Source organism: Pseudomonas sp. P2S-1, assembly GCF_057197725.1.
Genome location: NZ_CM170068.1, coordinates 3,783,281 through 3,809,224 on the forward strand (window position 1 = coordinate 3,783,281; position 25,944 = coordinate 3,809,224).

Consider the following 25,944-nt stretch of genomic DNA (forward strand, 5'->3'; position numbering starts at 1 on the left):
CTCTAACCCTTCACACACACCACCTGGCGCAGCGTGTGCACCACTTCCACCAGCTCGCGCTGCGCCCGCATCACCGCGTCGATGTCCTTGTAGGCCATCGGGATCTCGTCGATCACGTCCTTGTCCTTGCGGCATTCCACATGGGCGGTGGCGCGCTGCTGGTCGGCGACGCTGAACTGCTTCTTCGCCTCGGTGCGGCTCATGAGCCGACCGGCACCGTGACTGCAGGAGCAGAACGACTCCTCGTTGCCCAACCCGCGGACGATGAAACTCTTCGCCCCCATCGACCCGGGAATGATCCCCAACTGGCCCTTCTGCGCCGACACCGCGCCCTTGCGGGTGACCAGGATGTCCTCGCCGAAATGCCGCTCCTTCTGCACATAGTTGTGATGGCAGTTGACCGCTTCAAGGCTGGCCTCGAACGGCTTGCGGATCACCGTGCGGGTCGCCGCGATCACCGCGCTCATCATCAGTTCGCGGTTTTGCCGGGCGAAGTCCTGGGCCCAGCCCACCGCTTCCACGTAGTCGTCATAGTACCGGCTGCCTTCCTCGAAATAGGCCAGCTTGCGGTCCGGCAGGTTGGCAATGTGCTGACGCATATCGGCCTGGGCCAGTTCGATGAACAGGCTGCCGATGGCATTGCCGACGCCACGCGAGCCGCTGTGCAGCATGAACCAGACCCGGTCCGCTTCATCCAGGCAGACCTCGACGAAATGGTTGCCGGTGCCGAGGGTCCCCAGGTGCACGCGGTTGTTGGTCTTCTCCAGCTTCGGGTACTTGTCGGTGATCGCCTTGAAGCGCCCCGCCAGCGTTGCCCAGACCTGGTCGGCCTGGCCCGGCACGTCCTGCCAGGCACCGCGGTCGTTACGGCCATGGGTCTTGCCATGGGGCACGGCCTTTTCGATGGCGCTGCGCAGGCCGAACAGGTTGTCCGGCAGGTCCGCCGCCACCAGCGAGGTGCGCGCCGCGAGCATGCCGCAGCCGATATCCACGCCGACCGCCGCCGGGATGATCGCGCCCTGGGTCGGGATCACGCTGCCGATGGTCGAGCCCATGCCCAGGTGCACATCCGGCATCACCGCCAGGTGCTTGAAGATGAACGGCATGCGTGCCGTGTTCAGCAGTTGCTCGCGGGCGCCCGGGTCCAGCGGTACGCCGTCGATCCAGGCCTTGACCGGCTTGCCGCCGGCCACTTCCAGCACTGTGTAGCTTGTGTCTTTCATGATCGTGTTCCGTGATTGCGAAGCCGGCTCAGGCCGGCTTCAGCGATACCAATCCATTCAATACCTGGTCGAGGCCGCCGAACACCGAGATCCGGTCGATCCGCTCGGCCACCCGCTCCAGGGTTTCCAGTTCCTTCAGGCGCAGGGCGACGGGGTTTTCTTCCATCACCTTGGCCGTGTTGAGCAGCGAGCGGGTCGCCGAGGTTTCCTCGCGACGACGGATCACGTTGGCCTGGGCCGATTTCTCCGCTTCCACCACCTGGGCCAGCAGGGTCTTCATCTCGCCGGGCAGGATGATGTCCCGTACACCCAGGCTGCTGACCTGGATGCCGCTACCCGGCAGACGCTCGTCGAGGTATGCCGTCACCGCTTCATCGATCAACTGCTTGTTCTCCAGCAATTCATCGAGGGTGCGGGTGCCGACCGCTGCGCGCAAACCGAACTGCAGCTCGCGGTACAGATGCTCTTGCGGCTTGCTCAATTGCGCGAAGGCAGTCAATACATCGCTGTAGCGCCAGCTGGCGACCAGGTTCAGGCGCAGGCTCACCTTGTCGCGGGTGAGGATTTCCTGGCCGCCGACTTCCAGGGCCTGGATCCGCATATCGACGGTTTCCACCGTCACCTGGCGGTTGAAGCGCAGGAAGCCGTATTGCCCGGCCGGCAGCAATTCCACCACCACGCCGTCCACTTTCAGCAGGCCGACCTGGTAGGCCGGTACCTGCACCATCAGCACCGCGTCGAGCCCGGCGATACCACGACCGCGCTGGGCCGGCTGGTTGAGCCGTGCCACCAGCGCCGGGTCGAGGCGATAACGCTCGCTGAAATCGAGGCGTTCGAGGCGCTGCTCGATCTGGCCTTTCCAGTACAGGCGGCGGATGCCGGGTGCCATGATCTCAACCAGTTGGCCGTCCTCGTAACGCAGCCCGACTTCATCGCTGCCGACGTCCATGCTGGTGAAGTATTGCTCCACCAGCGCCGGCTCGGATTGGCGCAGATAACCCGCCAGGCGGTGCTCGAACAGGGGCCGGTCGAGGCTGAAGGTTTCCACGCTCAGGCGATTGTGCAGGTCGAAATGGCGATGGGTGCCCGGTTCCAGAATGGCGACGAAGTCCCCTTCCGAATAGAGCAGGCCACGTTCGTTCTTCTTCACGGTAAAGCGCTTGAGCATTTTCATATTCTGTCTTCCTTTTTCGTTTGTCCTTGGTGCCGGTGGTCGCCGACCCGCCGGGTAGCGCGGATGAAGCCGGGGAGAGACGACGCGTCCGGACCTCCTGGCCCCGTGGCCGCACCCTGCGGCCGACGTTCGTCTTGTCCCCTGCCCGATCCGCGTACCGGGCGGGCCGGCGGTGGCGATCGGGATGCAGGTTGCACATCCATCACGCCCCACCGGCGGGTACTGCTATCAATGTGGAACTGCCTTAACAGGGCAGTGTTCGAGCGGGATTCGAACCCGCGCCAAGTCATCCGGGATGACCGCTCTACCTGACTGAGCTATCGAACGTTTTGCGAGCAGGATTCGAACCTGCGACGGATCACCACGGGGTGATTGCTCTACCGGACTGAGCTATCGCAAACGTGACCTCGTTGATCCGCGGCGGCATGCACGATACCGACACCTTGTGAGGCGGGCTCGGGCACCGGCGGGGTAACAACCCCAGCCCGTGGGCCGTGGAGCGATGGTCGAAGGGGATATAGCGAGGGACGTGCCAGGTTTGCCAAATCAATCTGAATAAACGATCAACCTATTGATTTATATGAGATTTAAATTTCAAGCCGCGCAGTTGAGGCATTTCCAGGCTGCTTGCGAACTCGATCGAACGTATATTTACATATCGCTATTTATCTTTATGGATAAGCCATGCAAGCAAGGAAAACAGTCGCCTTCGGATTTCTCGGCAGCACCCTCGACCGGGTAGGCAAGGGCGCGGCGCGCTGGCAGCACTGGCGGCCCAGCGTTGGCCTGTGCCAGCAGCCGGACCTGCGCATCGACCGCCTGGAGCTGATCCATGGCCTGGATGCCCGGGACCTGGGCCTGGCCAAGCGTATCGCCGAGGATGTGCAGTCCATCTCGCCCCACACCGAAGTGCGCCTGCAGCCGATGGCATTGCGCAACCCCTGGGATTTCGAGGAGGTCTACGGCGCCCTGCACGATTTCGTCAGCGGCTACCCGCTGGATACCGAGCACGAGGACTACCTGGTGCATATCACCACCGGGACCCACGTCGCGCAGATCTGCTGGTTTCTCCTGACCGAGGCGCGCTACCTGCCGGCGCGGCTGGTGCAGACCCAGCCGCTGCGCAGGCGCGAGGAGTCGAAGCACCCCGAGGGCAAGGCCAACCTGATCGACCTCGACCTGTCGCGCTACGACCGCATCGCCTCGCGCTTTCGCCGTGAGCACGAGGAGAGCCTGGCCTTCCTCAAGTCCGGCATCGCCACGCGCAATGCCGCGTTCAACCGCTCTATCGAGCAGATCGAGCGGGTTGCCGGGCGCTCCAGGGCGCCGATGCTGCTGATCGGTCCGACCGGGGCCGGCAAGTCGTTCCTGGCCCGGCGCATCTACGAACTCAAGCGCGCGCGGCATCAGTTCCAGGGGCGTTTCGTCGAAGTGAACTGCGCCACCCTGCGCGGCGACGGCGCCATGTCGGCGCTGTTCGGGCATGTCAAAGGTGCCTTCACTGGTGCGCAGAATGCCCGTGAGGGTCTGCTGCGGGCGGCGGACGGCGGGATGCTGTTTCTCGACGAGATCGGCGAGCTGGGGGCGGATGAGCAAGCGATGTTGCTCAAGGCCATCGAGGAGAAGCGCTTCTTCCCGCTCGGCTCGGATCGCGAGGTCAGCAGTGACTTCCAGTTGATTGCCGGCACCCACCGCGACCTGCGCGAGCGGGTGGCCGACGGGCTGTTCCGCGAAGACCTGTATGCCCGGATCAACCTGTGGACCTTCGAGCTGCCCGGGCTGGCGGGGCGGCGCGAGGATATCGAGCCGAACCTGGATTTCGAGTTGCAGCGGCATGCCCAGGAGCAGGGGCGGTTGGTGCGCTTCAATCTGGAGGCACGACGCAAGTACCTGGCGTTCGCGCACTCGGCTGAAGCGCGCTGGGCGGGGAATTTCCGGGAGCTGTCGGCTTCGATCACGCGGATGGCGACGTTGGCGGACAGTGGGCGGATCGATGAGGATCTGGTGGAGGAAGAGATTGCCAGGTTACGCCGGGCCTGGGGGGCGGCGCCACAGGCCGAACCGCTGCGCGAACTGCTGGGGGATGGGTTCGAAGAGCTGGACCTGTTTGACCGGGTGCAATTGCAGGCGGTGATTGAGGTGTGCCGGCAGGCGCGCAATCTGTCGGAGGCGGGGCGGCAGTTGTTCGCGGTATCGCGGCAGGCGAAGCAGACGCCGAATGATGCGGATCGCTTGCGCAAGTATCTGGCGCGGTTTGATTTGGTGTGGGATCAGATCAAGAATTGAAGCCTCACTGCGAACCCTGTGGGAGCTGGCTTGCCAGCGATGAGGCCAGCAGGAGCAATGATGTCGTCAGGCCCGGCCAAATCGCTGGCAAGCCAGCTCCCACAGGGTTCGCGGTCAGCTTCGGAATAGTGTCAGCACTGCTGACATTTTCTCAAAGCGGCAACGCCCGCCCCTGAATCACCTGCTTCATCACCAATGTCGAACTCAACCGCTGCACATTCGGCAGCCTGGCCAGATGCTCGTCATACAGCTGCTGGAACGCCGGCAGATCACGGGTGACGATACGCAGCATGTAGTCCGGATCCCCAAACAGCCGCTGCGCTTCCAGTATCTGCGGAATCTCCGGCAACGCCGCCTCGAACGCCTGCACCGCCTGCTGATGCCCTTCCCGCAAGGTCACGAAGACGATCGCCGCGAAATTCAGCCCCAGCTCCGTAGGCGACAGGTACGCCCGATATCCCTGGATCACTCCCGACTCTTCCATCGCCCGAACCCGGCGATGACAGGGCGAGAGACTAAGGCCGACCCGCTCGGCCAGTTCAGTCAGCGATTGCCGGCCATCGCGCTGCAGCTCGGCAAGAATCTTTCGATCAATACGGTCCATCTGGAAGGATCTTCCACACTAGGGGCGAACCCGCAGGATATACGAAAGATAATCCCCGCGACGCTTGCGTAGTCTTCTGAGGACATCTTCAGCGCAGTTCCGGGGAGTTCCATATGACTGTCAGTGTCCTGGCCGCCTTCTGGGCGGTGTCGTTTCTGTTCGTGATTACCCCCGGCGTGGACTGGGCCTATGTGATTTCCGCAGGCATCCGCGGTCGCTGGGTGGTGCCGGCGGTGGCGGGACTGTTGTCGGGACATCTGCTGGCAACGCTGATCGTCGCCGCCGGCGCCGGGGCGCTGCTGGCCAGCAATCCGGCAGCACTGTCGGTGATGACCATGGTCGGCGCGACGTACCTGCTGTGGATGGGCGTGAACATGCTGTGGAAGCCGTCCACGCCCTCGGCCGGCGAGGAAAAGGCCGAGTCGTGGTCGCGCTGGGTGCTGCGCGGGTTCTGCGTGAGCGGGTTGAATCCGAAGGTGTTCCTGCTGTTCCTGGCGCTGCTGCCACAGTTCACCGACCCGCTGTCGAACTGGCCGGTGGCGACCCAGATCATCGCCCTCGGCCTGCTCCACCTGGTGAGCTGCGGGATCATCTACCTGCTGGTCGGCTACAGCGCCCGCAGCGTGCTGCAGACCCGGCCAGCGGCGGCGCGCAACGTCAGCCGCCTGTCCGGGGTGGCGATGATTGCCATCGCCGCCGTGCTGCTGGGCGAGCGCCTGCTCGCCTGATTCAGCCCTCTTTGGACAGGGGCACACCGGGACGGGATTTCGGTCCATTGATACCCCATACCAGCAGCCCGACCACCGGCACGAACACCACGAAAATGATCCACATCATCTTGCCTTCAGCCCGCGCCGGGCTGCCGATGATGCGCTTGATGGCCCAGACCTCCAGCACTGCCAGCAGCACCGCCAGGGCGATCCACAAATGTCCGTGTTCCATAGGCTGTCTCCCGTTTGGATGTTTCCATTAGGCGAGCCAGAGGCGTTGGGGTTCATTCGGATTACCCGGGAAAAGGCCTCGAAACATTGGATCCAAATTTGTCAACAAATAGAAATGTAAATTATTTGTAATTGTGAAAATTTCGTAATTAAATCGCGCCCAGATTTCAAAAGGGAACGATTCTCATGTACAAAAACAAGCTGTCTGCCTTGCCTCACCGTCGCTTCCTCGTCTCTGCCATCGGCATGGCCGTTGCCTCTTCCGGCACGGTCGCGCTGGCCGAGCAGAAACCGCCGCTCGAACTGGACAGCCTGAACGTCCAGGCCACCCAGGACCAGGGTTCGCGTACCGAACAATCCGCTTCGGCGAAATACGCCAAGCCGCTGGTGGATGTTCCGCAGACCATCACCGTGGTCCCGCCCAAGCTGATCGCCGAGCAGCAGGCCCTGAGCCTGCGCCAGGTGCTGTCGAACGTTTCCGGGATCACCTTCAATGCAGGCGAAGGCGGCGGCGGTTCGGGCGACAGCATCAACATCCGCGGCTTCTCGGCCAACAGCAACATCCAGATCGACGGCCTGCGCGACAGCGCCCAGACCACCCGCAGCGACACCTTCAATATCGAGCAGGTCGAGGTCATCAAGGGCCCCAACTCGGTGTTCGGCGGCGCCGGCACCACCGGTGGCAGCATCAACGTGATCAGCAAGCAGCCACGGGACCAGGCCTTTACTCGTCTCGGCGGCAGCGTCGGCACCGACAGCTACTACCGCATGACCCTGGACAGCAACCAGCCGCTGGAAGGCGTCGGCCATGACAGCGCGTTCCGCATCAACCTGATGGGCCATCAGAACGACGTCGCCGGCCGCGACGAGATCGACCGCGAACGCTGGGGCATCGCCCCGTCCCTGCGCCTGGGCCTGAGCGAAGACACGCGCCTGACCCTCAGCGTCTTCCACCAGGAAGACGACAACCTGCCGGACTACGGCGTCCCGGCCCTGGACGGCAAGAAGCTGGCCGGTGTCGACCGCGAGAGCTATTTCGGCTGGAAGAACCTGGACAAGGAAGAGATCGAGCAAAGCGCGTTCACCGCCAACCTCGAACACGATTTCAACGACAACCTGCGCCTGCAGAACCTCACCCGCTACAGCCAGGTGGCCAGGGATACCGTGGTCTCGGCGTCCCACGTCAACACCGTCGGCGTACCACGCGGCCGCTACCTGCCGGCCGGCCCGCAGGCCTATGGCCGCGACGCGACCACGGAAATGTGGATCAACCAGACCAACCTGATCGGCAACTTCGACCTGCTGGGCATGCGCCACGACCTGGTCACCGGGGCAGAGATTTCCCGCGAAACCCTCGATCTGAAGACCTACAACCACGGCCTCGGCACCGCGCTCTACCCAAGCACCGGCTACGACCTGGGCAACCCGCCCGGCCACTGGAACGGCCCGGCCCCCAAGACCGTCAGCGGCTACACCGAGACCGAGCTGACCAACAAGGCGCTGTACGTCTTCGACACCATCGCCCTGCATGAACAGTGGGACCTCAACCTCGGCCTGCGCTACGACCGTTTCGAAGGCGAAGCCCACGGCTACTCGGCGACCAAGGTGCGCACCTCGACCTTCGAGTCCAACGACGACAAGCTCAGCGGCCGCGCCGGCCTGGTCTACAAGCCGGCGGAGAATGGGCGCATCTACCTGGCCTGGGGCAACTCCTTCAACCCGTCGGCGGAGAGCCTGGCCTCCAGCGGCGGCGGCTTGAGCGCGACCACCGAGAGCCTGGAGCCGGAGAAGAACGAAACCTGGGAACTGGGCACCAAGTGGGAACTGCTGGACAAGCGCCTGGAACTGGACGCGGCGATCTTCCGGGTGACCAAGGACAACGCCCGGGAGACCATGGCCGACGGCTCCACCCAACTGGCCGGCAAGCAGCGCGTGCAAGGTGTGGAAGTCGGCGTGACCGGGCATATCTCCGAGCAATGGGATGTGTTCGCCAACTACACCTTCCTCGACAGCGAAACCCTCAAGGCCGCCGACACCGCCGCCGGCATCGCCCGCGAAGGCCAGGCCCTGGGCAACACGCCGCCGCGCTCGCTGAACCTGTGGACCACCTACGAGCTGCCGGCCGGCTGGACCCTGGGCTATGGCGCGCGCTATGTCAGCGAACGCAATGTCAGTTCCAGCACCACCGCCAAGCTGCCGGACTACTGGGTGCACAACGCGATGGTGGCGTACCGGGTCAACGAGAACCTGGACCTGCAACTGAACGTGAACAACCTGTTCGACAAGGACTACGTCGAGCGCGTGCGCCAGCAGAACGGTACGGCGGCGCGGTCGTCGGCGATCGAGTACGGGGATGCGCGCTCGGCGATCCTGTCGGCGACCTACGCGTTCTGATCGAGGGCCTCATCGCCGGCATTGCCGGCGATGGGGGCTTAGAAGCTCAGGCAGATCTTGCCGAAGTGCTGGTTGCTTTCCTGGTAACGGAACGCCTCGACGATCTGCTCCAGCTCGAACGCCTTGTCGATCACCGGCCGCAGCCCATTGGCATCGATCGCCCGGATCATCGCCTGCTGCTGCGCCCGGCTGCCCACCAGCACACCCTGCAAGCGGATCTGCCGCACCAGCGCCTGGACCAGCGGCAACTGCCCGGCGACACCGGTCAGGATGCCGATCAGCGACACATGCCCGCCAATCCGCGCGGCAATCATCGACTGCTCCAGCGTCGCCGGACCACCCACCTCGATCACATGATCCACACCGCGATTGTCGGTGAGGGCGCGCACCTTCCCGCCCCAGTCCGGCGTGCTGCGGTAGTTGATCACCTCGTCGGCACCGAGGGTCTTCAGGCGCTCCAGCTTCTCGTCGCTGGACGAGGTGGCGATCACCGTGGCGCCCGCGGCCTTGGCGAATTGCAGGGCGAAGATCGAGACGCCGCCGGTGCCCTGCACCAGCACGGTATCGCCGGGCTTGAGCGAATCATCGGCCATCAACGCACGCCAGGCGGTAAGGCCGGCAGTGGTCAGGGTCGAGGCTTCGGCATGGCTGTAGCCCTTCGGCGCAAGGGTGAAGGAGGTGGCGCGGGCGGTTACCAGTTCCCGGGCATAACCGTCGATGCCATCGCCCGGCACCGTGGCAAAGCCTTCCACCAGCGGCTCGCCATCGAGCCAGTCGGGGAAGAAGGTGCTGACCACCGAGTCGCCCACGGCAAACTCGCTGACACCCTCGCCCACCGCGATCACCTCGCCGGCCCCGTCGGCCATGGGGATCCGCGGCGCGCTCGGGCCCCACATGCCGCTGACCACGGCGAAGTCGTGGTAGTTGAGGGAGTTGGCGTGCAGGCGCACGGTGATTTCGCCCGCTACGGGGGCCGCGGCCTCGGCAGTGCCCAGGCCGACCTTGTCGTAGCCGCCGCCGGGTTGAACGTAAATGGCTTTGCTCATGGGTTCTCCTGGGAGTGAGTGATGGTCTCTCGGGCCCTATCGCTGCGGTGCGGCGGTCCGACAAGCCAGCTCCCACAAGGGCGGTGCACGCGGTCCCTGTGGGAGCTGGCTTGCCAGCGATGAGGCCCGAAAGACCTCGGAAAATCTCAGTGTCCGAGCAGGACCTGCAACGCCCGGCAGTCCGCCGCGTGCCAGTCCGTCAGCTCCGGCCATGGGTTGTCCGGCAGGTTCACCAGCACCGTCCGCGTCCCCGCCGCCCGGCCACAATCCAGATCGAAACGATAGTCGCCAACCATCACCATGTCAGCCGGCTGCACACCCCAAGCCTCTGCCAGCTTCAGCAATCCTCCCGGATGCGGCTTGGGCGGCGCTTCATCGCGCCCCAGCACGCTGTCCACCGGGAAGCAGTCCGTCACGCCGATGGCCTCCAGCGTCACATGGGCCAGCTCCCGCGCATTGCGGGTCAGAATGCCCAACTGATAGCCACGCCCGGCCAGTTCCCGCACCAGCTCCACCGCGCCCTCGGCAGGTTTCGAAGCAATCGCCAGATCGCGCTCGTGCTCCAGCAGCCAGGCATGCTTGGCCTGCGCTTCCTCAGCCGGCAAGGCGGCAAGGTGCGTGAGGATGTCGTCCTCCGGCGGAATGCCCAGCGCTTCGCGGATCGCGGCGAAGTCATGCACGGCCACGGTCAGGGTGCCGTCCATGTCGAACACCCAGTGGCGAATGTCCTTGAGGCTCATGCCCAGTCCTTGCGGTGACGGATCAGGCCTTCCTGGCAGGACGACGCCACCAGTTGCCCGGCGCGGTTGAAGATGCTGCCACGGGAGAAACCACGGGCATTGCCCGCCCACGGGCTGTCCATCGCGTACAACAGCCATTCGTCCGCTCGCAGGTTGCCGTGGAACCACAGGGCGTGGTCGAGGCTGGCGATCTGCATGTCCTTGTGCCAGACCGACTTGCCGTGGGGCATCAGCGAGGTGGTCAGCAGGCCGAAATCGGAGGCATAGGCGAGCATGTATTTATGCAGCGCCTGGGAGTCCGGCAGGGTGCCGTCGGCGCGGAACCAGGCGTATTTCACCGGGTCGCCGGGCTTGGGATTGAACGGGTCCTTCTCGGTGACCGGACGCACTTCGATAGGCTTGGCGCACAGCAGCTTGTCGCGGATATGCTCCGGCAGCTTGTCGGCCATGGACTGCGCCAGCTCGACTTCCGACGGCAGGTTCTCCGGGCCGACCACATCGGGCATCTGCCCCTGGTGCTCGAAGCCTTCCTCGTCGTACTGGAACGAGGCGCTGCAGGTGAAGATCGGGTTGCCCTTCTGGATCGCCGTCACCCGCCGGGTACTGAAGCTCCCGCCGTCACGCACGCGGTCGACCGAGTAGACCACCGGCATGGTCGCGTCGCCCGGACGCAGGAAGTAGCCATGCAGGGAGTGCACATGGCGCGCCTCCTCGACCGTCTGGCTCGCCGCCGAGAGCGACTGGCCGAGCACCTGGCCACCGTAGAGCTGGCGGAAACCCAGGTCCTGGCTACGGCCGCGGAAGAGGTTTTCCTCGATCGCTTCCAGACTCAACAGATCGACCAGATCGTCCAACACATGGCTCATTCGAGATTCTCCAAAGCAAGGCCCAGGCGGCAAATGATACAGGGTTTGTCATTACTGGCCCGTATGTTCGCTGATTCAGCCGCGCAGGGTGGCCTGCCAATGGGCGCGGTCGATGCGGTACAGCACATGGGGACGCAGGGGGTGACCGGGTTCCAGTTTCGGGTGCTCGAAATCGCCGGCAGGGTCGGCCTGCATGCCGATGGCCTGCATGACCTTCTGCGAGGCGAGGTTGTCGCGGGTGGTGAAGGACACCACTTCCTGCAGCCCCAACCGGGCGAAGGCGCAGCGCAGGCTGGTCCAGGCCGCCTCGCTGGCAAAGCCCAGGCCCCAGTGGCGACGGGCCAGGCGCCAGCCGATTTCCACCGCCGGGGTGAAGTCGGCGTCGAAGCCGACGTTGAGCAGGCCGGTCATGCCGATAAAGGCCCCGGTGTCCTTGCGCTCCAGCGCCCACAGGCCATAGCCGTATTCGGCGAAATGCCCGCGGATGCGGCCGATCAGCGCCGCGCTCTCCAGCCGGCTCAGGGGCGCGGGGAAGTAACGCATCACCTGCGGATCGGCACACAGCGCGGCGAACTCCTTGAGGTCGTCGTCCTGCCATTGGCGCAGCACCAGGCGCGCGCTTTCCAGCTCGAGAATCTGCGTCATCGATGGCTCCAGGGTCCGTGGCCTCGCAGTCTACAGCGTAGGCAGGCAATGCTGGCTACGCCCGGCCATCATCGGGCAAGATCACCCGGTGCCCACCGCCGGACCCGCCATGCGCCTGCCCCTTGTTTACCACGATGACTACAGCCCGGAATTCCCCGAAGGCCACCGCTTTCCCATGGACAAGTTCCGCCTGCTGCACGATCACCTGATCGCCAGCGGCCTGACCACCGACGCCGAGCTGCATCGTCCGGAAATCTGCCCCAACGACATCCTTGCCCTGGCCCACGACCGCGCCTATATCGAGCGCTACATGAACGGCGAGCTGTCCCGCGAGGACCAGCGCCGCCTCGGCCTGCCCTGGAGCGAGGCCCTGGCCCGGCGTACCGTGCGCGCGGTGGGCGGTTCGCTGCTGGCCGCCGAACTGGCGTTGCAACACGGCATCGCCTGCCATCTGGCCGGCGGCACCCACCACGCCCATTACGACCACCCGGCGGGCTTCTGCATCTTCAACGACCTGGCGGTGATCAGCCATTACCTGCTGGAAGCCGGGCGGGTGCACCGGGTGCTGATCTTCGATTGCGACGTGCACCAGGGCGACGGCACGGCGCGGATTCTCGAACACACCGCGGATGCGATCACCGTGTCCCTGCACTGCGAACAGAACTTCCCCGTGCGCAAGGCCCGCAGCGACTGGGACATCCCCCTGCACCGGGGCATGGGCGACGCCGAATACCTGAAGATCGTCGACGACGCCCTGAACTACCTGCTGCCGCTGTACCAGCCGGACCTGGTGCTCTACGACGCCGGCGTCGATGTGCACAAGGACGACGCCCTCGGCTACCTGCAACTCACCGACGAAGGGATCGCCGCCCGTGATACCTGCGTACTGCGCCATTGCCTGGGCCGGGATATCCCGGTGGTCGGGGTGATCGGCGGCGGCTACAGCAAGGACCGCGAAGCCCTGGCCCGGCGCCACGGCATCCTCCATCACAGCGCGCAGCGGGTGCTGGATTACCCACAATGACTGTGGAACCGCTTGTGGATAACCTGCGGGAAAGCCCTTCCGGCCCCGTGAAACCGGGGCTGCGCGGCGATTGATCGTTTTTTGTACAGTGCCCTGCCCGCCCTGCCTCGGGTAGAATGCGCGGCTCACTTATCCCCAGCCTGCCGCCGCCATGACCGATTCCCGCACCACCGCCCCTGCCCACGTCGCCATTATCGGAGGCGGCCCCGCCGGCCTGATGGCGGCTGAAGTCCTTGCCCTGGCCGGGATCCGGGTCGATCTGTACGACGCCATGCCCTCGGTGGGGCGCAAGTTCCTGCTGGCCGGGGTCGGCGGGATGAACATCACCCACTCCGAACCGTACCCGGCGTTTGTCTCGCGGTATGCCGAGCGCAGCGGGGAGATCGGCGCGCTGTTGCAGGGTTTCGATGCCGATGCCTTGCGCGAATGGATTCATGGCCTGGGGATAACGACCTTCGTCGGCACTTCGGGGCGGGTGTTCCCCACGGACATGAAGGCGGCGCCGTTGTTGCGTGCCTGGCTCAAGCGGTTGCGCGATGCCGGGGTAGTTATCCACACCCGGCATCGCTGGCTTGGCTGGAATGACGAAGGTGCGCTGCGGATTGGTTATCCACAGGGAGAACTGGCGATCAAGCCCGATGCCACGATCCTCGCTCTTGGCGGTGGAAGCTGGGCGCGCCTGGGCTCGGATGGTGCCTGGCTGCCGTGGCTGGCCGAGCGGGCTGTGGATATCGCGCCGTTGCAGGCGGCCAACAGTGGGTTCGAGGTGGAGGCCTGGAGTGAGCTGCTCAAGCAGAAGTTCGCCGGGGCGCCGTTGAAGAACATCGCCTTGAGCCTGCCGGGTCAGGCGCCGCGCTTGGGCGAGTTCGTCCTGACCGAAGGCGGCGTGGAAGGCAGCCTGGTGTACGCCTGGTCGGCGCAGATTCGCGAAACCATCAACCGCGAAGGCCAGGCCACGCTGCTGCTGGACCTGCTGCCGAACAAGGCTGTGGACAAGATTGCGGCGGCGTTGAGCAAGCCGCGTGGGTCGCGGTCGATGGCCAAGCATCTTCAGGGACAGTTGGGGCTCGACGGGGTGAAGGCTTCGTTGTTGCGCGAGCTGACCGGGGCGCAGGTGTTTGCCGATCCGCAGAAGCTGGCAGCGGCGATCAAGGCCCTGCCCATCGTGCTGGTGCGGGCGCGGCCGCTGGATGAGGCGATCAGTACGGCGGGCGGGGTGCGCTTCGAGGCGCTGGATGAGGGGTTGCTGCTGAAGCAGGTGCCGGGGGTGTTCTGTGCCGGGGAGATGCTGGATTGGGAGGCGCCTACCGGGGGGTATTTGCTGACGGCTTGCTTTGCCAGTGGCAAGAGGGCCGGGTTGGCGGTGCTGGAGTGGCTTGGCCGAGACTGATGGGTTGCCTTCACTGGCCCTATCGCTGGCAAGCCAGCTCCCACAGGTTCACCACTGGCTTCAAGAGCGCCGCGGTACCTGTGGGAGCTGGCTTGCCAGCGATGAGGCCAGTACAGGCAACAGAAGACCTCAGGGCTTACGCTTTTTCGGCCCGGTATTGAACGACGGCACCTTGCGCACCGCCTTCGCCGGCACTGGCGCGTCACCACTGTCGGTCCAGCGCCCCAGGCTGCCCTTGGCCCCGGTCACCTTGGGCTTCTTCGGTTTCTTCGGCTTCTTCAGGATCTGCCCGCTGGCATCCGTCACCGGCACCCGGTGATCCGGCTCGAAGCCTGGCTCGTCGTGACGCGGCAGAGTCTTGCGGGTCAGGGTCTCGATCGCCGACAACAGTTGCACCTCGTCGGCACACACCAGCGAGATCGCTTCCCCGGTATTCCCCGCCCGGCCCGTTCGGCCGATCCGGTGGATATAGTCCTCAGCCACGATCGGCAAATCGAAGTTCACCACCAGCGGCAGATCATCGATATCCAGCCCCCGCGCCGCCACATCGGTGGCCACCAGAATCTGCACTTCCCGCGCCTTGAAGCTGTCCAGCGCACGCTGGCGGGTCGCCTGCGGGCGGTCGCCGTGGATGCCGTCGGCATTGATGCCCAGGCCCACCAGGCGCTCGACCAACTGGTCCACACCGTTGCGGGTCTTGGCGAACACCAGCACCTGGCTCCAGCGCTGCTTGCGCAGGAGATGGCAGAACAGCTCGGCCTTGCGCTTTTTATCCACAGTGACGATCCACTGCTTCACCGAACTCGCCGCGACATTGCGCGGGCTGACTTCGACGCTCAGCGGATCGGCGAGCATCTGCCCGGCCATCAGGCGGATCTCGTCGGAGAAGGTGGCGGAGAACAGCAGGGTCTGGCGCTTCACCGGCAGGGCGGCGTAGATCGAGCGCAGTTCCTCGGCGAAACCGAGGTCGAGCATGCGGTCGGCCTCGTCCAGCACCAGGGCCTGGAGCTGGTTGAACTTGACCGCGTTCTGGCGGAACAGGTCGAGCAGGCGGCCGGGGGTCGCCACCAACAGGTCGATGCCTTTGCGCAGCTTCATCATCTGCGGGTTGATGCTGACCCCGCCGTACACCGCGTAGGTGCGCAGCGGCAGGTGCTCGGCGTATTCGCGGATGTTCTCGTGGACCTGCTCGGCCAGCTCGCGGGTCGGCACCAGCACCAGGGCGCGCACCGAGTTGCTGGCAACCTGGGCGCCTTCGAGGGTCAGGCGCTGCAGCAGCGGCAGGGCGAAACCGGCGGTCTTGCCGGTGCCGGTCTGGGCCGCGGCCATCAGGTCGCGGCCGGCCAGCACGGCGGGGATCGCCTGGGCCTGGACCGGCGTCGGGGTGTTGTAGTTGAGGCCGTCGAGGGCGCGCAGCAGCGGTTCGATCAGGCCGAGTTTGGCGAATGTCATGGAAATACCGTCAGGGGCTTCGTGCAATGGCGCGAAGTCTACCCTGTTCGGCCCCGCTTCACCGAGTCCCGGTCATCTCGCCTTCGACCACCGGCACCTGCGGCGCCTTGCGCCACTGCGGAATGCCGATCAGCACCACTGCACCGATGATCACCGCCATGGCCAGGCACTCCTCGGCGCCGATCTCTTCACCGGCGAACAGGATCCCAAGCATCACGGCTACCGCCGGGTTGACGTAGGCATAGCTGGTGGCTGCCGCAGGGCGCACATGCTTGAGCAGGTACATGTAGGCGCTGAAGGCGATGATCGAACCGAACACCACCAGGTAGGCCAGCGCGCCCCAGCCCGCGGCGGTGGGCATCTGGGTCAGGCGTTCGCCGCTGAAGAAGCTGCCGGCCAGCAGGACCAAGCCGCCCACCAGCATTTCCGCGGCACTGGCCATCGGCCCCTGGGGCAGCGGCAGGCTCTTGCTCCACACCGAGCCGAAGGCCCAGGAAGCCGCAGCGAACAGGATCAGCGCCGCACCCATGGGGCTGGCCTGCAGGTTGGAGCCGAGGTTGAGCAGGCCGATACCGGCCAGGCCCATGAAGATCCCGGCCCATTCCAGACGGGTATTGCGATGGCCCCAGAACAGGCCGAACAGCAAGGTGAACAGCGGCACGGTCGCCACCGCCAGCGCCGCGACGCCCGAGGCGACCCCGGCATGCTCGGCCACGGTCACGCCACCGTTACCGCAACTGAGCAGGAGAAAGCCGATCGCCCCCGCCGCCTTCCATTGCTGCCAGGTCGGCGCCGGCACCCCGCGCCAGCGCAGGAAGCCGTACATCAGGCCGCCGGCGATGATGAAGCGGAATCCGGCCATCAGCATCGGCGGCCAGGACTCCACGCCGATACGGATGGCCAGGTAGGTAGACCCCCAGACCAGATACAACGCGAGAAAGGCACCGATCAACATCCAGGTAGAACGACGGGAGGCAGGCATGGGAGGCTCGTATTCGAGTAGTTGTGGCGCTATTTTAAAAAGCTTCACGGGTAAAATTAAGTTTCAAAAAACGCTTATCGAGCACCTGGACTTTCGAAAAAACGGATCTACCAGGCCTTTTCCTTCTTTTTCACAAGACGACCATGGACAAGTACGACCGCATGCTGCTCGCCGCCCTTCTCGACAACGGCCGCGCCTCCTTCGCCCAGCTCGCGCGCACGGTCAACCTGTCCGCGCCGGCGGTGGCGGAACGGGTGGCGAAGCTGGAATCCAGCGGGGTGATCACCGGCTACCAGGCCAAGGTCGACATGAGCAAGATCGGCCTGCCGATCCAGTGCGTGATCGAGTTGCGCCTGGCCAGTCACGGCAACCAGCAGGCCTACGAAGCCCTGACGCAGATTCCCCAGCTCACCGAATGCCATCGGGTCACCGGTGATCCGTGCGTGATCATGCAGGCGGCGGTGGGCTCGATGCCGGAGCTGGAAGAGCTGATCAACCGGGTGGCGCAGTTCGGCTTCAGCAAGACCTCGATCATCCTCTCCAGCGCCGTGGAGCGGCGGGTGCCCCTGGCGCAGTTGGAGAAGAAGACTTAACGGTACTTGATCAGGGTTTCGCGGATTTTCGCGGCGGGGACTTTCTGCAGGCGGCAGAGGAAGGAATGCGACAGTTCCTGGATGCCGTGGGTCTGACGCAGCTCGCCGACCAGGTGTTGCAGGAGGTTGGCGGCCATCTCGGCATCGGCCATCGCCCGGTGCGCGGTGCCGGTGTCCGGCAGGCCGGCCCAGCGGGTCAGGGTGCCGAGCTTGTGGTTCGGCGCCGCCGGCAGCAGGCGCCGCGACAGCAGCAGGGAACAGGCAAAGGACTGGCTGCGGTTGCGGCCGATGCGGCTCAGTTCGTAGTCCCAGAACTTCTGGTCGAAGGCGGCGTTGTGCGCCAGCAGCGGCGTGGTGCCGACAAACTCGGCGACTTCGTTCATCACCCGCTCCACCGGCGGCGCGCTGCGCAGCATGGCAGTGGTGATCCCGGTCAGCCCGGCGACGAAGGCCGGCACCGGCACGCCGGCGTTCATCAGGCTCTGGTAGCGCTCGACGATGCGGCCCTGCTCCAGCATCACCACCGCCACCTCGGTGGCGCGGCAACCGGCGCCGGGCGTGATGCCGGTGGTTTCAAAGTCGATAACAGCGATACGTTCCACGAAAAAACCTCAGTGTTTGAGCAGCAGCGCGCCTTCGATGGGCACATAGCGGGAAGCGGCGCGGATCAGCGAATGCGCGGTCAGGCCGGGGACGCCATAGGCCACGGCCTCGACGCCATGGCGCTGGATCACCCGTTCCAGGAGCAGGTCGAAATCTCCGTCGCCGGAAGCCAGGACCACCTGGTCGACCCGGGGGGCGGCGTCGACCACGTCGAGGGTGATGCCCACGTCCCAGTCGCCCTTGGCGGAGCCGTCGGCACGCTGGATATAGGGCTTGAGCTTCACGGTGAACCCGAGGTTGCGCAGGATCTGCTGGAACTGCTGCTGCTTGGCGTCGCCACGGTCGATGGCGTAGGCGAAGGCTTCGACGATCTCGCCGTCACGGCTCACATCGGCCCAGAACGCGGCGTAGTTGAAATGGCAGCCATAGGCCTGGCGCACGGTGTAGTAGAGGTTCTGGACATCGACGAACAGCGCGATTTTCTTCACTAAACCCCTCCTTCGAGACCGGGCCTTGGGTGGCAAAGGGAGGGAGTATGACATGCCGGGAGGCTTGCAGTGGATTCGAGGGCCTAATCGCTGGCAAGCCAGCTCCCACAGTGACCGCATGCACCGCCGGACCTGTGGGAGCTGGCTTGCCAGCGATGAGGCCCTCAAGAGCAACGAAGATCCTCAGACGTAATCATCGTCCGAGAAGAACCCGCCACCATCATCGCCATAACTGCTGCTGTCATCCGCTACATACCGCTGGCTGTCATCATTCCAGCCGCCACCCTGGTCATTGACCTGGGCCGGCTCTTCCTTGATGACCTCGACGATCTCCTCCGGCTGCGAGTTGTGATGGAACAGGCTGCTGATCCCCTGCGCCAGCATCACGCCACCGGCGACACCGGCTGCGGTCTGCAATGCCCCCCCAAGGAAGCTGCTGGCGCCACTGCGCGCGGGTGCGGCTTGCTGCGCAGGTGGAGCTCCCCAGTTGGACTGCGGCGCCACACCCGGACCATCGCGCCAGCCGCCACTGCTCGAAGGCGCAGGCGCAGGAGCAGGTGCCGCCGCCGGCCGTGGACTGGACGACCCGAAGATGCTCGACAGGAACCCGCCGCTGCCTTGTTGCTGCGGCGCCGGTGCGGCGGCCTTGGCCTGCGCCAACTCCGCCTGCAACTGGCGATTCTGTTCGTCCATGCGCTTGAGCGCCGCTTCCTGGACCAGGATCGCCTGGGCCATGTAGTAAGGAGCCGCCGCATGCTGCTGAACAAGCCCGGCGATATGCGCCTGGGCCTGGGCGTCGCGCGGGGCGCCTTCGGCCTCGGCCTGGCGCAGCCTGGTGAACAGGCCTTCGATCAGGGTTTGCTCTTCGTGGTTCATGACGCGACCTCTCTGGATTACCGGTTGCAGTGAAGATTGGGACAAGCATGGCGCTTTCAAGCATCCCAGCCCATGAAACTTTGTTCAGGTTCTGCCCCTGAGCTAAAGTGACGCCTGCTTTGGACTTCGAAATCGACCCATGAATCCGCTCACCGTTCTGCGCGACTCCCTGTACTTCTTCCGCCGCCACCTGGTCAGCATCGCCGGGCTGTGCCTGCCGCTGGTGATCCTCGAGGCGCTGGCCGTCCAGTTGCTCTACGGCCAACTGGGCAAGGATGCCTCGATGGGCTACGGCCTGCTGGTCGGCCTGCTGTTCTATCCGCTGTACAGCGCCGCGCTGATCCTCTACCTCGACGCCCGCAGCGACGGCCACGAACCGCTCAAGCGCAACCTGCTGGCCCGCGCCCTGCAGCTCTGGCCGTCGTTCGCCCTGCTGGTGGCGCTCAGTTCGCTGCTGATCATGTTCGGCATCTCGCTGTTCATCCTCCCGGGCATCTGGGTGATGACCAACCTGGTGTTCGCCGAATACCTGCTGGTGCTGCGCGGCATGGCGCCGATCGCGGCCATGCGCGAGAGCTTCCAGATGGTCCGCGGCAACTTCTGGCACATCCTCATCTGCATGCTCGGGGTGATGGCGCCGCTGTGGCTGATCAGCGGCATCACCCTGGGGCTGCTGCCCGAGGAGGTGAACCCGGTCCTGGAACTGCTGGTCAGTGTGTTCAACAGCTTCCTGCAACTGTTCAGCACCGTGGTCCTGTTCCGCCTGTACATGCTGGTCAGCGAGGCGCCAGCGGCACGTTCCTGAACACGGCGGCTATGCTCAACCGTCTACCCTGACCCGTGCGAGCCCGATGACCCGACTACTGCGCAATGTTTTGCTGTCCTTGCTGCTGATCGCCATCCTGCTCTGGCTGCTGGCCTCCCAGGCCGGTTGGCGGCCGGAGCCACTGGAAGACCTGCCGGTCGCCTGCACCGGCCCCGGCACCCCACTGGTGCCGGGCCAGCCGTTGAAGGTGATGACCTGGAACGTGCAGTACCTGGCGGGCAAGCGCTATGTGTTCTGGTACGACGAAGCCCGTGGCGACGACACCCGCCCCACCGATGAAGACCTCGCCTTCAACCTCGATGAAGTCGCCCGGGTGATCCGTGCCGAGCAGCCGGACCTGGTCCTGCTCCAGGAGCTGGACAACAACGCCAAGGCCAGCGACTACCAGGACCAGCTCGCCCTCCTCCGCGAACGCCTCGCCGACCTCTATCCCTGTGCCGTCCAGGCCTACGACTGGAAGGCCGAGTTCGTGCCGGATACGCATATCGCCGGGAGTGTCGGGCGGACGCTGGCAACCCTCAGTCGTTATCCGATCCAGCGGGCGCAGCGGGTGCAGTTGCCGCTGGCATCGGACAATATCCTGAACCGCTTGCTCAAGCCACAGCCGGCGGTGCTGGTCAGTTATCTGCAGATGGGTGAAGGGCAACTGGCGGTGATGAATACCCGGCTGGGCAAGCAGGAAGCGGGCAGCGATGTGCAACTGCGGCAGGTGCAGGCGCTGGAGAAGATGGTCGATCAGTTCGAACGCCAGGGCACGCCATGGCTGTTGGGCGGGGATTTCAACCTGTTGCCGCTGGGGCAGTACCGAAGGTTGAAGCCGGAGCAGCAGCCGTTGTATTCGGCTGATAGCGAGTTGCACCTGTTGTGGGACAAGTACCCGATGATTCCGGCGAATGCCGAGGCGACGGGGGCGGATCGGGCGAACTGGCTGACGCACTTCCCGAATGATCCCGCGCTGGAGGGGCCGGACCGGACGCTGGATTATCTGTTCCACAGTCCCAAGCTGCGGCGGGTGGAGGCCGAGGTGTTGCAGCAGGATACCCTGGAGATCTCGGATCATTTGCCGGTGAGTGCCCGGCTTTTGTTGCCTGTTGCTCCTCAATCCTGATCCATGTTTTTCAGGGTTCTTTCGGGCCCTATCGCTGGCAAGCCAGCTCCCACAGGTCCGGCGGTGCACGCGGTCCCTGTGGGAGCTGGCTTGCCAGCGATGAGGCCAGAAAGAGCAACCTCACAATCGGATCAGTACTGCTGCCCCGGCACCCAACTGGTCCCCGCCAGCGGTACCCGGGCCATCGCCGCCGCTTCCACGGTCAGCGCCACCAGGTCTTCCGGATCGAGGTTGTGCAGGTGCGACTTGCCGCACGCCCGGGCCATGGTCTGCGCTTCCAGCACCAGCACCCGCAGGTAGTTGGCCAGGCGACGCCCCGCCTCCACCGGATCGAGACGCTTGGACAGCTCCGGATCCTGGGTGGTGATACCCGCCGGGTCACGACCGTTCTGCCAGTCATCGTAGAAGCCCGCCGCCGAACCGATCTTCTTCAGTTCGTCATCCAGGCGCGGATGGTTGTCGCCCAGCGCCACCAGTGCCGCCGTACCGATCGCCACCGCGTCAGCACCGAGGGCCATGGCCTTGGCCACGTCCGCACCGTTGCGGATACCACCGGACACGATCAGCTGGACCTTGCGGTGCATGCCCATCTCCTGCAGCGCCTGCACGGCTTGCGGAATGGCCGGCAGGATCGGGATCCCCACGTGTTCGATAAACACTTCCTGGGTCGCCGCCGTACCACCTTGCATGCCATCGAGCACAATCACATCGGCCCCGGCCTTCACCGCCAGCTTGACGTCGTAGTACGGGCGGCTGGCACCGATCTTCACGTAGATCGGCTTTTCCCAGTCAGTGATCTCGCGCAGTTCGGCAATCTTGATCGCCAGGTCGTCCGGGCCGGTCCAGTCCGGGTGACGGCAGGCGCTGCGCTGGTCGACACCGATCGGCAGGGTGCGCATGCCGGCCACGCGCTCGGTGACCTTCATGCCCAGCAGCATGCCGCCGCCGCCCGGCTTGGCGCCCTGGCCGAGGACGATCTCGATGGCGTCGGCCTTGCGCAGGTCATCCGGGTTCATGCCGTAGCGCGACGGCAGGTATTGGTAGACCAGGTGCTGCGACTGCCCACGCTCTTCCGGGGTCATGCCGCCGTCGCCGGTGGTGGTGCTGGTGCCGGCGATGCTGGCGCCGCGGCCGAGGGCTTCCTTGGCGTTGGCCGACAGCGCGCCGAAGCTCATGCCGGCGATGGTCACCGGAATCTTCAGGTGGATCGGCTTCTTGGCGAAGCGGGTGCCGAGGACCACGTCGGTACCGCATTTCTCGCGGTAGCCTTCCAGCGGATAGCGCGACACCGAGGCGCCGAGCAGCAGCAGGTCGTCGAAGTGCGGCAGCTTGCGCTTGGTGCCGCCGCCACGGATGTCATAGATGCCGGTTTCGGCGGCGCGCTGGATTTCCTGGATGGTCAGGCGATCGAAGGTGGCCGATTCGCGCAGCACGGGAGTGTTCTTTTCGCTCATGGGAATGTCCTCGACGCGGATCAGTACGCGGATGCGTTATCGACTTTGAAGTTGTACAGCTGGCGTGCCGAGCCGTAGCGCTTGAAGCTCGCCGGGTCTTCCGGGAAGCCGGCGCGATTGAGCAGCTCGGCCAGTTCGGCCAGGTGCTCGGCGCGCATTTCCTTCTCGATGCAGTCCGAACCCAGCGACTTGACCTCGCCCTTCACGTAGATGCGGGTCTCGTACAGCGAGTCGCCGAGGGCGTCGCCCGCATCGCCGCACACCACCAGGCGACCGGCCTGGGCCATGAAGCAGCTCATATGGCCGATGCTGCCGCCGACCACGATGTCGACACCCTTCATGGAGATCCCGCAGCGGGCGCCGGCATCGCCTTCGATCACCAGCAAGCCGCCATGGGCAGTGGCGCCGGCCGCCTGGGAGGCGCTGCCTTTGACCCGCACCGAGCCGGACATCATGTTTTCCGCCACGCCCACGCCGACGTTGCCGTGCACGGTGATGCTGGCCTTCTGGTTCATCCCGGCGCAGTAGTAGCCGGCATGCCCCTCGATATCGATGCTGACGGCCTGGTTCAGGCCCACCGCCAGGTTGTGCTTGCCGTCCGGGTGGGTGACCACCCACTCGCGGTCCTGCACGTCGCCGTGCAGGGTCTGGTTCAGTTCACGCACCGAGGCGCTGGACAGGTCGATGGTTTTCATATGAATGCTCCTCAGGCACGTTCCCAGATGTACATGGTGGCGGGTTCGGGTTCCCACACTTTGGCTTTGTCGATGCCCGGCAGGCTGGCCAGGGCCTGGTACTCGGAGGCCATGGCGACGTAGTCGTCGGTTTCGGCGAGGATCGCCGGCTTGCAGGCGATCGGGTCGCGGATCACGGCAAAGCCGTTGCGGGTGCCGATGGCGAAGGTGAAGAAGCCGTCGAGGTCTTCCAGGGACTTGTCCAGGGCCTCTTTCAGCGAGTCGCCCTGGCGCAGGCGCCAGGTCAGGTAGCCGGCGGCAACTTCGGTGTCGTTGTCGGTCTCGAAGGTGATGCCTTCGCGCTTGAGTTCCTGGCGCAGGCGGAAGTGGTTGGACAGCGAGCCGTTGTGCACCAGGCACAGGTCGGCGCCGGTGGAGAACGGGTGGCTGCCTTCCATGGTCACGGCGCTTTCGGTGGCCATGCGGGTGTGGCCGATGATGTGGCTGCCCTTCATGCCGGCCAGGCCGAAGCGCTCGGAGATTTCCCGCGGCAGGCCCATGCCCTTGAGGATCTCGATGCTCTGGCCGGCGCTCATGATGCGCACGTCCGGGGCCAGCTCGGCGAGGGCTGCACGGACCGGCTCTTCGGCGCTGTGGGCCTTGAGCACGGCGGCGCTGGCATTCTGGAACCAGTCGAGGGAGCAGCCGAGGCGGCCTTCCAGTTCGCCCATCAGTTTTTTCCAGTCGTAGCCGATGTCGCCGGCCTGCAGGGTCAGCTTGACCCAGCCGTCGGCCACTTCATCGCCGTAGATGGCGAAGCCGGCGCTGTCCGGGCCGCGATCGGTCATGGCTTCGAGCATGGGTTCGAACAGTTTGCCGAGCTGGCCTTCGAGCTCGGGCTTCTTCAGGTACAGACCTACGATTCCGCACATAGAACAGAGCCTCACTGTATTCAGCAGCAAGCTTTAAGCGGCAAGCTGCAAGTTGTCCGTGTTGAACGGGGATTGGGTTGTTTGCCGCGAACTGCTCTTGCTTGCAGCTTGCGGCTTGAAACTTGTGGCTCAAAAGAACTCGGTGTAGCGCTGGATCTCCCAGTCGGAGACATGCCGGCTGTACTCCACCCATTCCATGCGTTTCTGGCGGATGAACTCGTCGACGATCTCGGCCCCCAGCACCTCGCGGAACAGCGGGTTGGCGGCCAGGGCGTCGGTGGCTTCCTTGAGCGACTGCGGCAGGGTCTTGATGCCGCGGGCGGCGATCTCTTCGAGGCTGAGGTTGTAGAGGTTCTCGTTGCAGACGAAGTCCGGTTCCAGCTGGCGCTCGATGCCGTCGAGGCCGGCAGCGATGATCGCGGCGGTGACCAGGTACGGGTTGCAGCCGGCATCCGGCAGGCGGAATTCGAGGCGACCATACGGCACGCGGACCATGGCCGAGCGGTTGTTGGAACCGAAGGCGACGAAGGCCGGGGCCCAGGTCGAGCCGGACAGCGAACGGCCGACGACCAGGCGCTTGTAGGAGTTCACGGTCGGCGCGGCGAAGGCGCACAGGGCCGGGCCGTGGGCCAGCAGGCCGGCGGCGAAGTGGTAGGCCAGCTTCGACAGGCCCATGCCACTCGGGTCGCTGGCATCGTGGAAGAGGTTCTTGTTGCTGGCGCTGGCGATCGACAGGTGGAAGTGCATGCCGTTGCCGGCGCGCTTCGGATCGGGCTTGGGCATGAACGAGCAGATCATGCCCATGTCGTTGGCGATCTCGCCGGCGGCCATGCGGAAGAAGGTGAAGCGGTCGGCCGACTCCAGGGCGTCGCTGTAGGTGTAGTTGATCTCGAACTGGCCGTTGGCGTCCTCGTGGTCGATCTGGTAGATGTCGAAGCCCACTGGCTGCAGGGCTTCGGTCAGGCGCTCGAGGAATTCGCGGGAGCGGGACAGGCCCTTGTAGTCGTAGCAGGGCTTGTCGAGGTTGTCGGAGGCGTCGACCAGTTGCAGCTTGCCCCCGGCATCGCGACGGAACAGGCTGAATTCGGGTTCCAGGCCGGTGTTGAGGGTCCAGCCCTTGTCTTTCAGGCGCTCGACCTGCTGTTGCAGGACGTAGCGGGTGTCATACGGCCATGGCTCGCCATTGACGTGGCCGATGCAGACGATGCGGCCGTAGCCAGGCTGCCAGGGCACCGGAATCAGGGTGGAGAGATCGCCACGGGCCATGAAGTCCGGGCCGTGGGGTTCCATGCCCATGCCGCAGATGGCGAAACCGGCAAAGCCGGCGCCATCCTCGGCGACCGCCTTGAGGCCGGTGACCGGGACGGATTTGGTCTTCGCGGCGCCATGGATATCGACGAACTGGGCCAGCACGTACTTGATGCCGTGCTGTTCGATGATGCGCTGCGTTTCAACTGGCAACATGGGTCTTCACTCCTGAAAAAGGGCAAGGCGGTCGATAAGGCAGGAGAACAAGGTTTCTAAGCAGGTCAGGTACGGCTGATTCCATCAAGGAAATTTAGTTTCCTGAGAGGAATGCAAGGCGCTTGCCAGTTTTGAAGACACAACAGGAAATGGCCCCGG

25 protein-coding genes and 2 tRNA genes are annotated in these 25,944 nt (G+C 64.9%); 8 read left to right on the forward strand and 19 right to left on the reverse strand.

All coding sequences use genetic code 11. The features are described from left to right. Positions 1-2 precede the first annotated feature (2 nt). The 4 genes from AC2CQI_RS16760 to AC2CQI_RS16775 all read right to left on the reverse strand — a co-directional run bounded on the left by AC2CQI_RS16760 (position 3) and on the right by AC2CQI_RS16775 (position 2,797). Positions 3-1,223, reverse strand: a complete 1,221-nt coding sequence (locus tag AC2CQI_RS16760; protein WP_484577365.1) for an RtcB family protein — start codon at positions 1,221-1,223, stop codon at positions 3-5. A 28-nt stretch (positions 1,224-1,251) separates the two neighbouring features. Next, positions 1,252-2,397, reverse strand: a complete 1,146-nt coding sequence (locus AC2CQI_RS16765; protein ID WP_484577366.1) for a slipin family protein — start codon at positions 2,395-2,397, stop codon at positions 1,252-1,254. 255 nt (positions 2,398-2,652) lie between these two features. Beyond that, positions 2,653-2,724: transfer RNA gene (locus AC2CQI_RS16770), tRNA-Arg, on the reverse strand. Then, positions 2,725-2,797 (reverse strand) — tRNA-OTHER (locus AC2CQI_RS16775). 284 nt (positions 2,798-3,081) lie between these two features. Between AC2CQI_RS16775 and rtcR the strand changes: the two genes are divergently transcribed. Further along, on the forward strand, positions 3,082-4,683 hold the full coding sequence (gene rtcR, locus AC2CQI_RS16780; protein WP_484577367.1) for an RNA repair transcriptional activator RtcR: 1,602 nt from the start codon (positions 3,082-3,084) through the stop codon (positions 4,681-4,683). Between the two features lie 151 nt (positions 4,684-4,834). Here the strand turns inward: rtcR and AC2CQI_RS16785 are convergent, their stop codons facing one another. After that, on the reverse strand, positions 4,835-5,287 hold the full coding sequence (locus AC2CQI_RS16785; protein WP_075802184.1) for an Lrp/AsnC family transcriptional regulator: 453 nt from the start codon (positions 5,285-5,287) through the stop codon (positions 4,835-4,837). Positions 5,288-5,400: 113 nt separating this feature from the next. On the opposite strand from AC2CQI_RS16785, the gene AC2CQI_RS16790 reads away from it, so the two are divergent. Next, complete coding sequence (locus tag AC2CQI_RS16790) at positions 5,401-6,015, forward strand: LysE family translocator (protein ID WP_484577368.1); 615 nt, start codon at positions 5,401-5,403, stop codon at positions 6,013-6,015. Between the two features lies 1 nt (position 6,016). On the opposite strand, the gene AC2CQI_RS16795 is transcribed toward AC2CQI_RS16790, so the two are convergent. Then, complete coding sequence (locus AC2CQI_RS16795; protein ID WP_075802186.1) at positions 6,017-6,229, reverse strand: PLDc N-terminal domain-containing protein; 213 nt, start codon at positions 6,227-6,229, stop codon at positions 6,017-6,019. A gap of 185 nt (positions 6,230-6,414) precedes the next feature. Between AC2CQI_RS16795 and AC2CQI_RS16800 the strand changes: the two genes are divergently transcribed. Then, positions 6,415-8,622: a TonB-dependent receptor gene (locus tag AC2CQI_RS16800; RefSeq protein WP_484577369.1), complete on the forward strand. Its 2,208-nt coding sequence runs from the start codon at positions 6,415-6,417 to the stop codon at positions 8,620-8,622. A 38-nt stretch (positions 8,623-8,660) separates the two neighbouring features. Here AC2CQI_RS16800 and AC2CQI_RS16805 read toward each other — a convergent pair whose 3' ends face one another. From AC2CQI_RS16805 to AC2CQI_RS16820, 4 genes are all read right to left on the reverse strand, one after another. Next, the gene (locus tag AC2CQI_RS16805; RefSeq protein WP_484577370.1) at positions 8,661-9,668 is read right to left on the reverse strand and encodes a zinc-dependent alcohol dehydrogenase family protein; all 1,008 of its coding nucleotides are present in this window, start codon (positions 9,666-9,668) and stop codon (positions 8,661-8,663) included. Positions 9,669-9,814: 146 nt separating this feature from the next. Beyond that, complete coding sequence (locus AC2CQI_RS16810) at positions 9,815-10,408, reverse strand: HAD family hydrolase (protein WP_484577371.1); 594 nt, start codon at positions 10,406-10,408, stop codon at positions 9,815-9,817. Further along, positions 10,405-11,274: an acyl-CoA thioesterase II gene (tesB, locus tag AC2CQI_RS16815; RefSeq protein WP_075802190.1), complete on the reverse strand. Its 870-nt coding sequence runs from the start codon at positions 11,272-11,274 to the stop codon at positions 10,405-10,407. The genes AC2CQI_RS16810 and tesB overlap by 4 nt, the downstream gene beginning before the upstream one ends. A 75-nt stretch (positions 11,275-11,349) precedes the next feature. Next, the gene (locus AC2CQI_RS16820; RefSeq protein WP_484577372.1) at positions 11,350-11,919 is read right to left on the reverse strand and encodes a GNAT family N-acetyltransferase; all 570 of its coding nucleotides are present in this window, start codon (positions 11,917-11,919) and stop codon (positions 11,350-11,352) included. 109 nt (positions 11,920-12,028) lie between these two features. Here AC2CQI_RS16820 and AC2CQI_RS16825 point away from each other — a divergent pair, with 109 nt between their 5' ends. Together AC2CQI_RS16825 and AC2CQI_RS16830 are read left to right on the forward strand one after the other, a co-directional pair. After that, positions 12,029-12,943 carry a histone deacetylase family protein gene (locus AC2CQI_RS16825; RefSeq protein WP_484577373.1) on the forward strand — a complete coding sequence of 305 codons (915 nt, stop codon included), beginning with the start codon at positions 12,029-12,031 and terminating at the stop codon, positions 12,941-12,943. Positions 12,944-13,094: 151 nt separating this feature from the next. Then, positions 13,095-14,333: a TIGR03862 family flavoprotein gene (locus AC2CQI_RS16830; protein ID WP_484577374.1), complete on the forward strand. Its 1,239-nt coding sequence runs from the start codon at positions 13,095-13,097 to the stop codon at positions 14,331-14,333. A 129-nt stretch (positions 14,334-14,462) separates the two neighbouring features. On the opposite strand, the gene rhlE1 is transcribed toward AC2CQI_RS16830, so the two are convergent. Together rhlE1 and yedA are read right to left on the reverse strand one after the other, a co-directional pair. Then, a complete protein-coding gene (gene rhlE1, locus AC2CQI_RS16835) occupies positions 14,463-15,785 on the reverse strand; it encodes an RNA helicase RhlE1 (protein WP_484577375.1) in 1,323 nt (440 codons plus the stop codon). Positions 15,786-15,843: 58 nt separating this feature from the next. Continuing rightward, positions 15,844-16,767 carry a drug/metabolite exporter YedA gene (gene yedA, locus AC2CQI_RS16840; protein ID WP_484577376.1) on the reverse strand — a complete coding sequence of 308 codons (924 nt, stop codon included), beginning with the start codon at positions 16,765-16,767 and terminating at the stop codon, positions 15,844-15,846. 143 nt (positions 16,768-16,910) lie between these two features. Between yedA and AC2CQI_RS16845 the strand changes: the two genes are divergently transcribed. Then, the gene (locus AC2CQI_RS16845) at positions 16,911-17,360 is read left to right on the forward strand and encodes an Lrp/AsnC family transcriptional regulator (protein ID WP_075802196.1); all 450 of its coding nucleotides are present in this window, start codon (positions 16,911-16,913) and stop codon (positions 17,358-17,360) included. On the opposite strand, the gene AC2CQI_RS16850 is transcribed toward AC2CQI_RS16845, so the two are convergent. The 3 genes from AC2CQI_RS16850 to AC2CQI_RS16860 form a co-directional block, all read right to left on the reverse strand. Further along, positions 17,357-17,962 carry a 3'-5' exonuclease gene (locus tag AC2CQI_RS16850; protein ID WP_484577377.1) on the reverse strand — a complete coding sequence of 202 codons (606 nt, stop codon included), beginning with the start codon at positions 17,960-17,962 and terminating at the stop codon, positions 17,357-17,359. The genes AC2CQI_RS16845 and AC2CQI_RS16850 overlap by 4 nt on opposite strands. A 9-nt stretch (positions 17,963-17,971) precedes the next feature. Next, positions 17,972-18,451, reverse strand: a complete 480-nt coding sequence (locus tag AC2CQI_RS16855) for a LabA-like NYN domain-containing protein (RefSeq protein WP_075802198.1) — start codon at positions 18,449-18,451, stop codon at positions 17,972-17,974. 183 nt (positions 18,452-18,634) lie between these two features. Then, complete coding sequence (locus tag AC2CQI_RS16860; protein WP_484577378.1) at positions 18,635-19,327, reverse strand: DUF2076 domain-containing protein; 693 nt, start codon at positions 19,325-19,327, stop codon at positions 18,635-18,637. Positions 19,328-19,466: 139 nt separating this feature from the next. On the opposite strand from AC2CQI_RS16860, the gene AC2CQI_RS16865 reads away from it, so the two are divergent. Continuing rightward, positions 19,467-20,132, forward strand: coding sequence for a hypothetical protein (locus tag AC2CQI_RS16865; protein WP_075802200.1), 666 nt, complete (start codon positions 19,467-19,469; stop codon positions 20,130-20,132). Between the two features lie 46 nt (positions 20,133-20,178). Beyond that, positions 20,179-21,261, forward strand: coding sequence for an endonuclease/exonuclease/phosphatase family protein (locus AC2CQI_RS16870; RefSeq protein WP_484577379.1), 1,083 nt, complete (start codon positions 20,179-20,181; stop codon positions 21,259-21,261). 131 nt (positions 21,262-21,392) lie between these two features. Here the strand turns inward: AC2CQI_RS16870 and AC2CQI_RS16875 are convergent, their stop codons facing one another. The 4 genes from AC2CQI_RS16875 to glnT form a co-directional block, all read right to left on the reverse strand. Next, a complete protein-coding gene (locus AC2CQI_RS16875) occupies positions 21,393-22,715 on the reverse strand; it encodes an FMN-binding glutamate synthase family protein (protein WP_075802202.1) in 1,323 nt (440 codons plus the stop codon). A 20-nt stretch (positions 22,716-22,735) separates the two neighbouring features. Next, positions 22,736-23,410: a GltB/FmdC/FwdC-like GXGXG domain-containing protein gene (locus AC2CQI_RS16880; protein ID WP_075802203.1), complete on the reverse strand. Its 675-nt coding sequence runs from the start codon at positions 23,408-23,410 to the stop codon at positions 22,736-22,738. 11 nt (positions 23,411-23,421) lie between these two features. Next, positions 23,422-24,321 carry a class II glutamine amidotransferase gene (locus AC2CQI_RS16885; RefSeq protein ID WP_484577380.1) on the reverse strand — a complete coding sequence of 300 codons (900 nt, stop codon included), beginning with the start codon at positions 24,319-24,321 and terminating at the stop codon, positions 23,422-23,424. A 129-nt stretch (positions 24,322-24,450) separates the two neighbouring features. Continuing rightward, a complete protein-coding gene (glnT, locus tag AC2CQI_RS16890; RefSeq protein ID WP_075802205.1) occupies positions 24,451-25,785 on the reverse strand; it encodes a type III glutamate--ammonia ligase in 1,335 nt (444 codons plus the stop codon). Positions 25,786-25,944 lie beyond the last annotated feature (159 nt).

Bases quoted from the DNA above. Each gene is read 5' to 3' on its own strand.
- AC2CQI_RS16825 (WP_484577373.1), top strand. From the start codon at position 12,029: ATGCGCCTGCCCCTTGTTTACCACGATGACTACAGCCCGGAATTCCCC.
- AC2CQI_RS16885 (WP_484577380.1), bottom strand. From the start codon at position 24,321: ATGTGCGGAATCGTAGGTCTGTACCTGAAGAAGCCCGAGCTCGAAGGC.
- AC2CQI_RS16800 (WP_484577369.1), top strand. From the start codon at position 6,415: ATGTACAAAAACAAGCTGTCTGCCTTGCCTCACCGTCGCTTCCTCGTC.
- AC2CQI_RS16810 (WP_484577371.1), bottom strand. From the start codon at position 10,408: ATGAGCCTCAAGGACATTCGCCACTGGGTGTTCGACATGGACGGCACC.
- rhlE1 (WP_484577375.1), bottom strand. From the start codon at position 15,785: ATGACATTCGCCAAACTCGGCCTGATCGAACCGCTGCTGCGCGCCCTC.
- AC2CQI_RS16875 (WP_075802202.1), bottom strand. From the start codon at position 22,715: ATGAGCGAAAAGAACACTCCCGTGCTGCGCGAATCGGCCACCTTCGAT.
- AC2CQI_RS16785 (WP_075802184.1), bottom strand. From the start codon at position 5,287: ATGGACCGTATTGATCGAAAGATTCTTGCCGAGCTGCAGCGCGATGGC.
- AC2CQI_RS16760 (WP_484577365.1), bottom strand. From the start codon at position 1,223: ATGAAAGACACAAGCTACACAGTGCTGGAAGTGGCCGGCGGCAAGCCG.
- AC2CQI_RS16830 (WP_484577374.1), top strand. From the start codon at position 13,095: ATGACCGATTCCCGCACCACCGCCCCTGCCCACGTCGCCATTATCGGA.
- tesB (WP_075802190.1), bottom strand. From the start codon at position 11,274: ATGAGCCATGTGTTGGACGATCTGGTCGATCTGTTGAGTCTGGAAGCG.
- AC2CQI_RS16820 (WP_484577372.1), bottom strand. From the start codon at position 11,919: ATGACGCAGATTCTCGAGCTGGAAAGCGCGCGCCTGGTGCTGCGCCAA.
- AC2CQI_RS16845 (WP_075802196.1), top strand. From the start codon at position 16,911: ATGGACAAGTACGACCGCATGCTGCTCGCCGCCCTTCTCGACAACGGC.
- AC2CQI_RS16865 (WP_075802200.1), top strand. From the start codon at position 19,467: ATGAATCCGCTCACCGTTCTGCGCGACTCCCTGTACTTCTTCCGCCGC.
- AC2CQI_RS16790 (WP_484577368.1), top strand. From the start codon at position 5,401: ATGACTGTCAGTGTCCTGGCCGCCTTCTGGGCGGTGTCGTTTCTGTTC.
- glnT (WP_075802205.1), bottom strand. From the start codon at position 25,785: ATGTTGCCAGTTGAAACGCAGCGCATCATCGAACAGCACGGCATCAAG.
- AC2CQI_RS16765 (WP_484577366.1), bottom strand. From the start codon at position 2,397: ATGAAAATGCTCAAGCGCTTTACCGTGAAGAAGAACGAACGTGGCCTG.
- AC2CQI_RS16870 (WP_484577379.1), top strand. From the start codon at position 20,179: ATGACCCGACTACTGCGCAATGTTTTGCTGTCCTTGCTGCTGATCGCC.
- AC2CQI_RS16805 (WP_484577370.1), bottom strand. From the start codon at position 9,668: ATGAGCAAAGCCATTTACGTTCAACCCGGCGGCGGCTACGACAAGGTC.
- AC2CQI_RS16860 (WP_484577378.1), bottom strand. From the start codon at position 19,327: ATGAACCACGAAGAGCAAACCCTGATCGAAGGCCTGTTCACCAGGCTG.
- AC2CQI_RS16880 (WP_075802203.1), bottom strand. From the start codon at position 23,410: ATGAAAACCATCGACCTGTCCAGCGCCTCGGTGCGTGAACTGAACCAG.
- rtcR (WP_484577367.1), top strand. From the start codon at position 3,082: ATGCAAGCAAGGAAAACAGTCGCCTTCGGATTTCTCGGCAGCACCCTC.
- AC2CQI_RS16795 (WP_075802186.1), bottom strand. From the start codon at position 6,229: ATGGAACACGGACATTTGTGGATCGCCCTGGCGGTGCTGCTGGCAGTG.
- yedA (WP_484577376.1), bottom strand. From the start codon at position 16,767: ATGCCTGCCTCCCGTCGTTCTACCTGGATGTTGATCGGTGCCTTTCTC.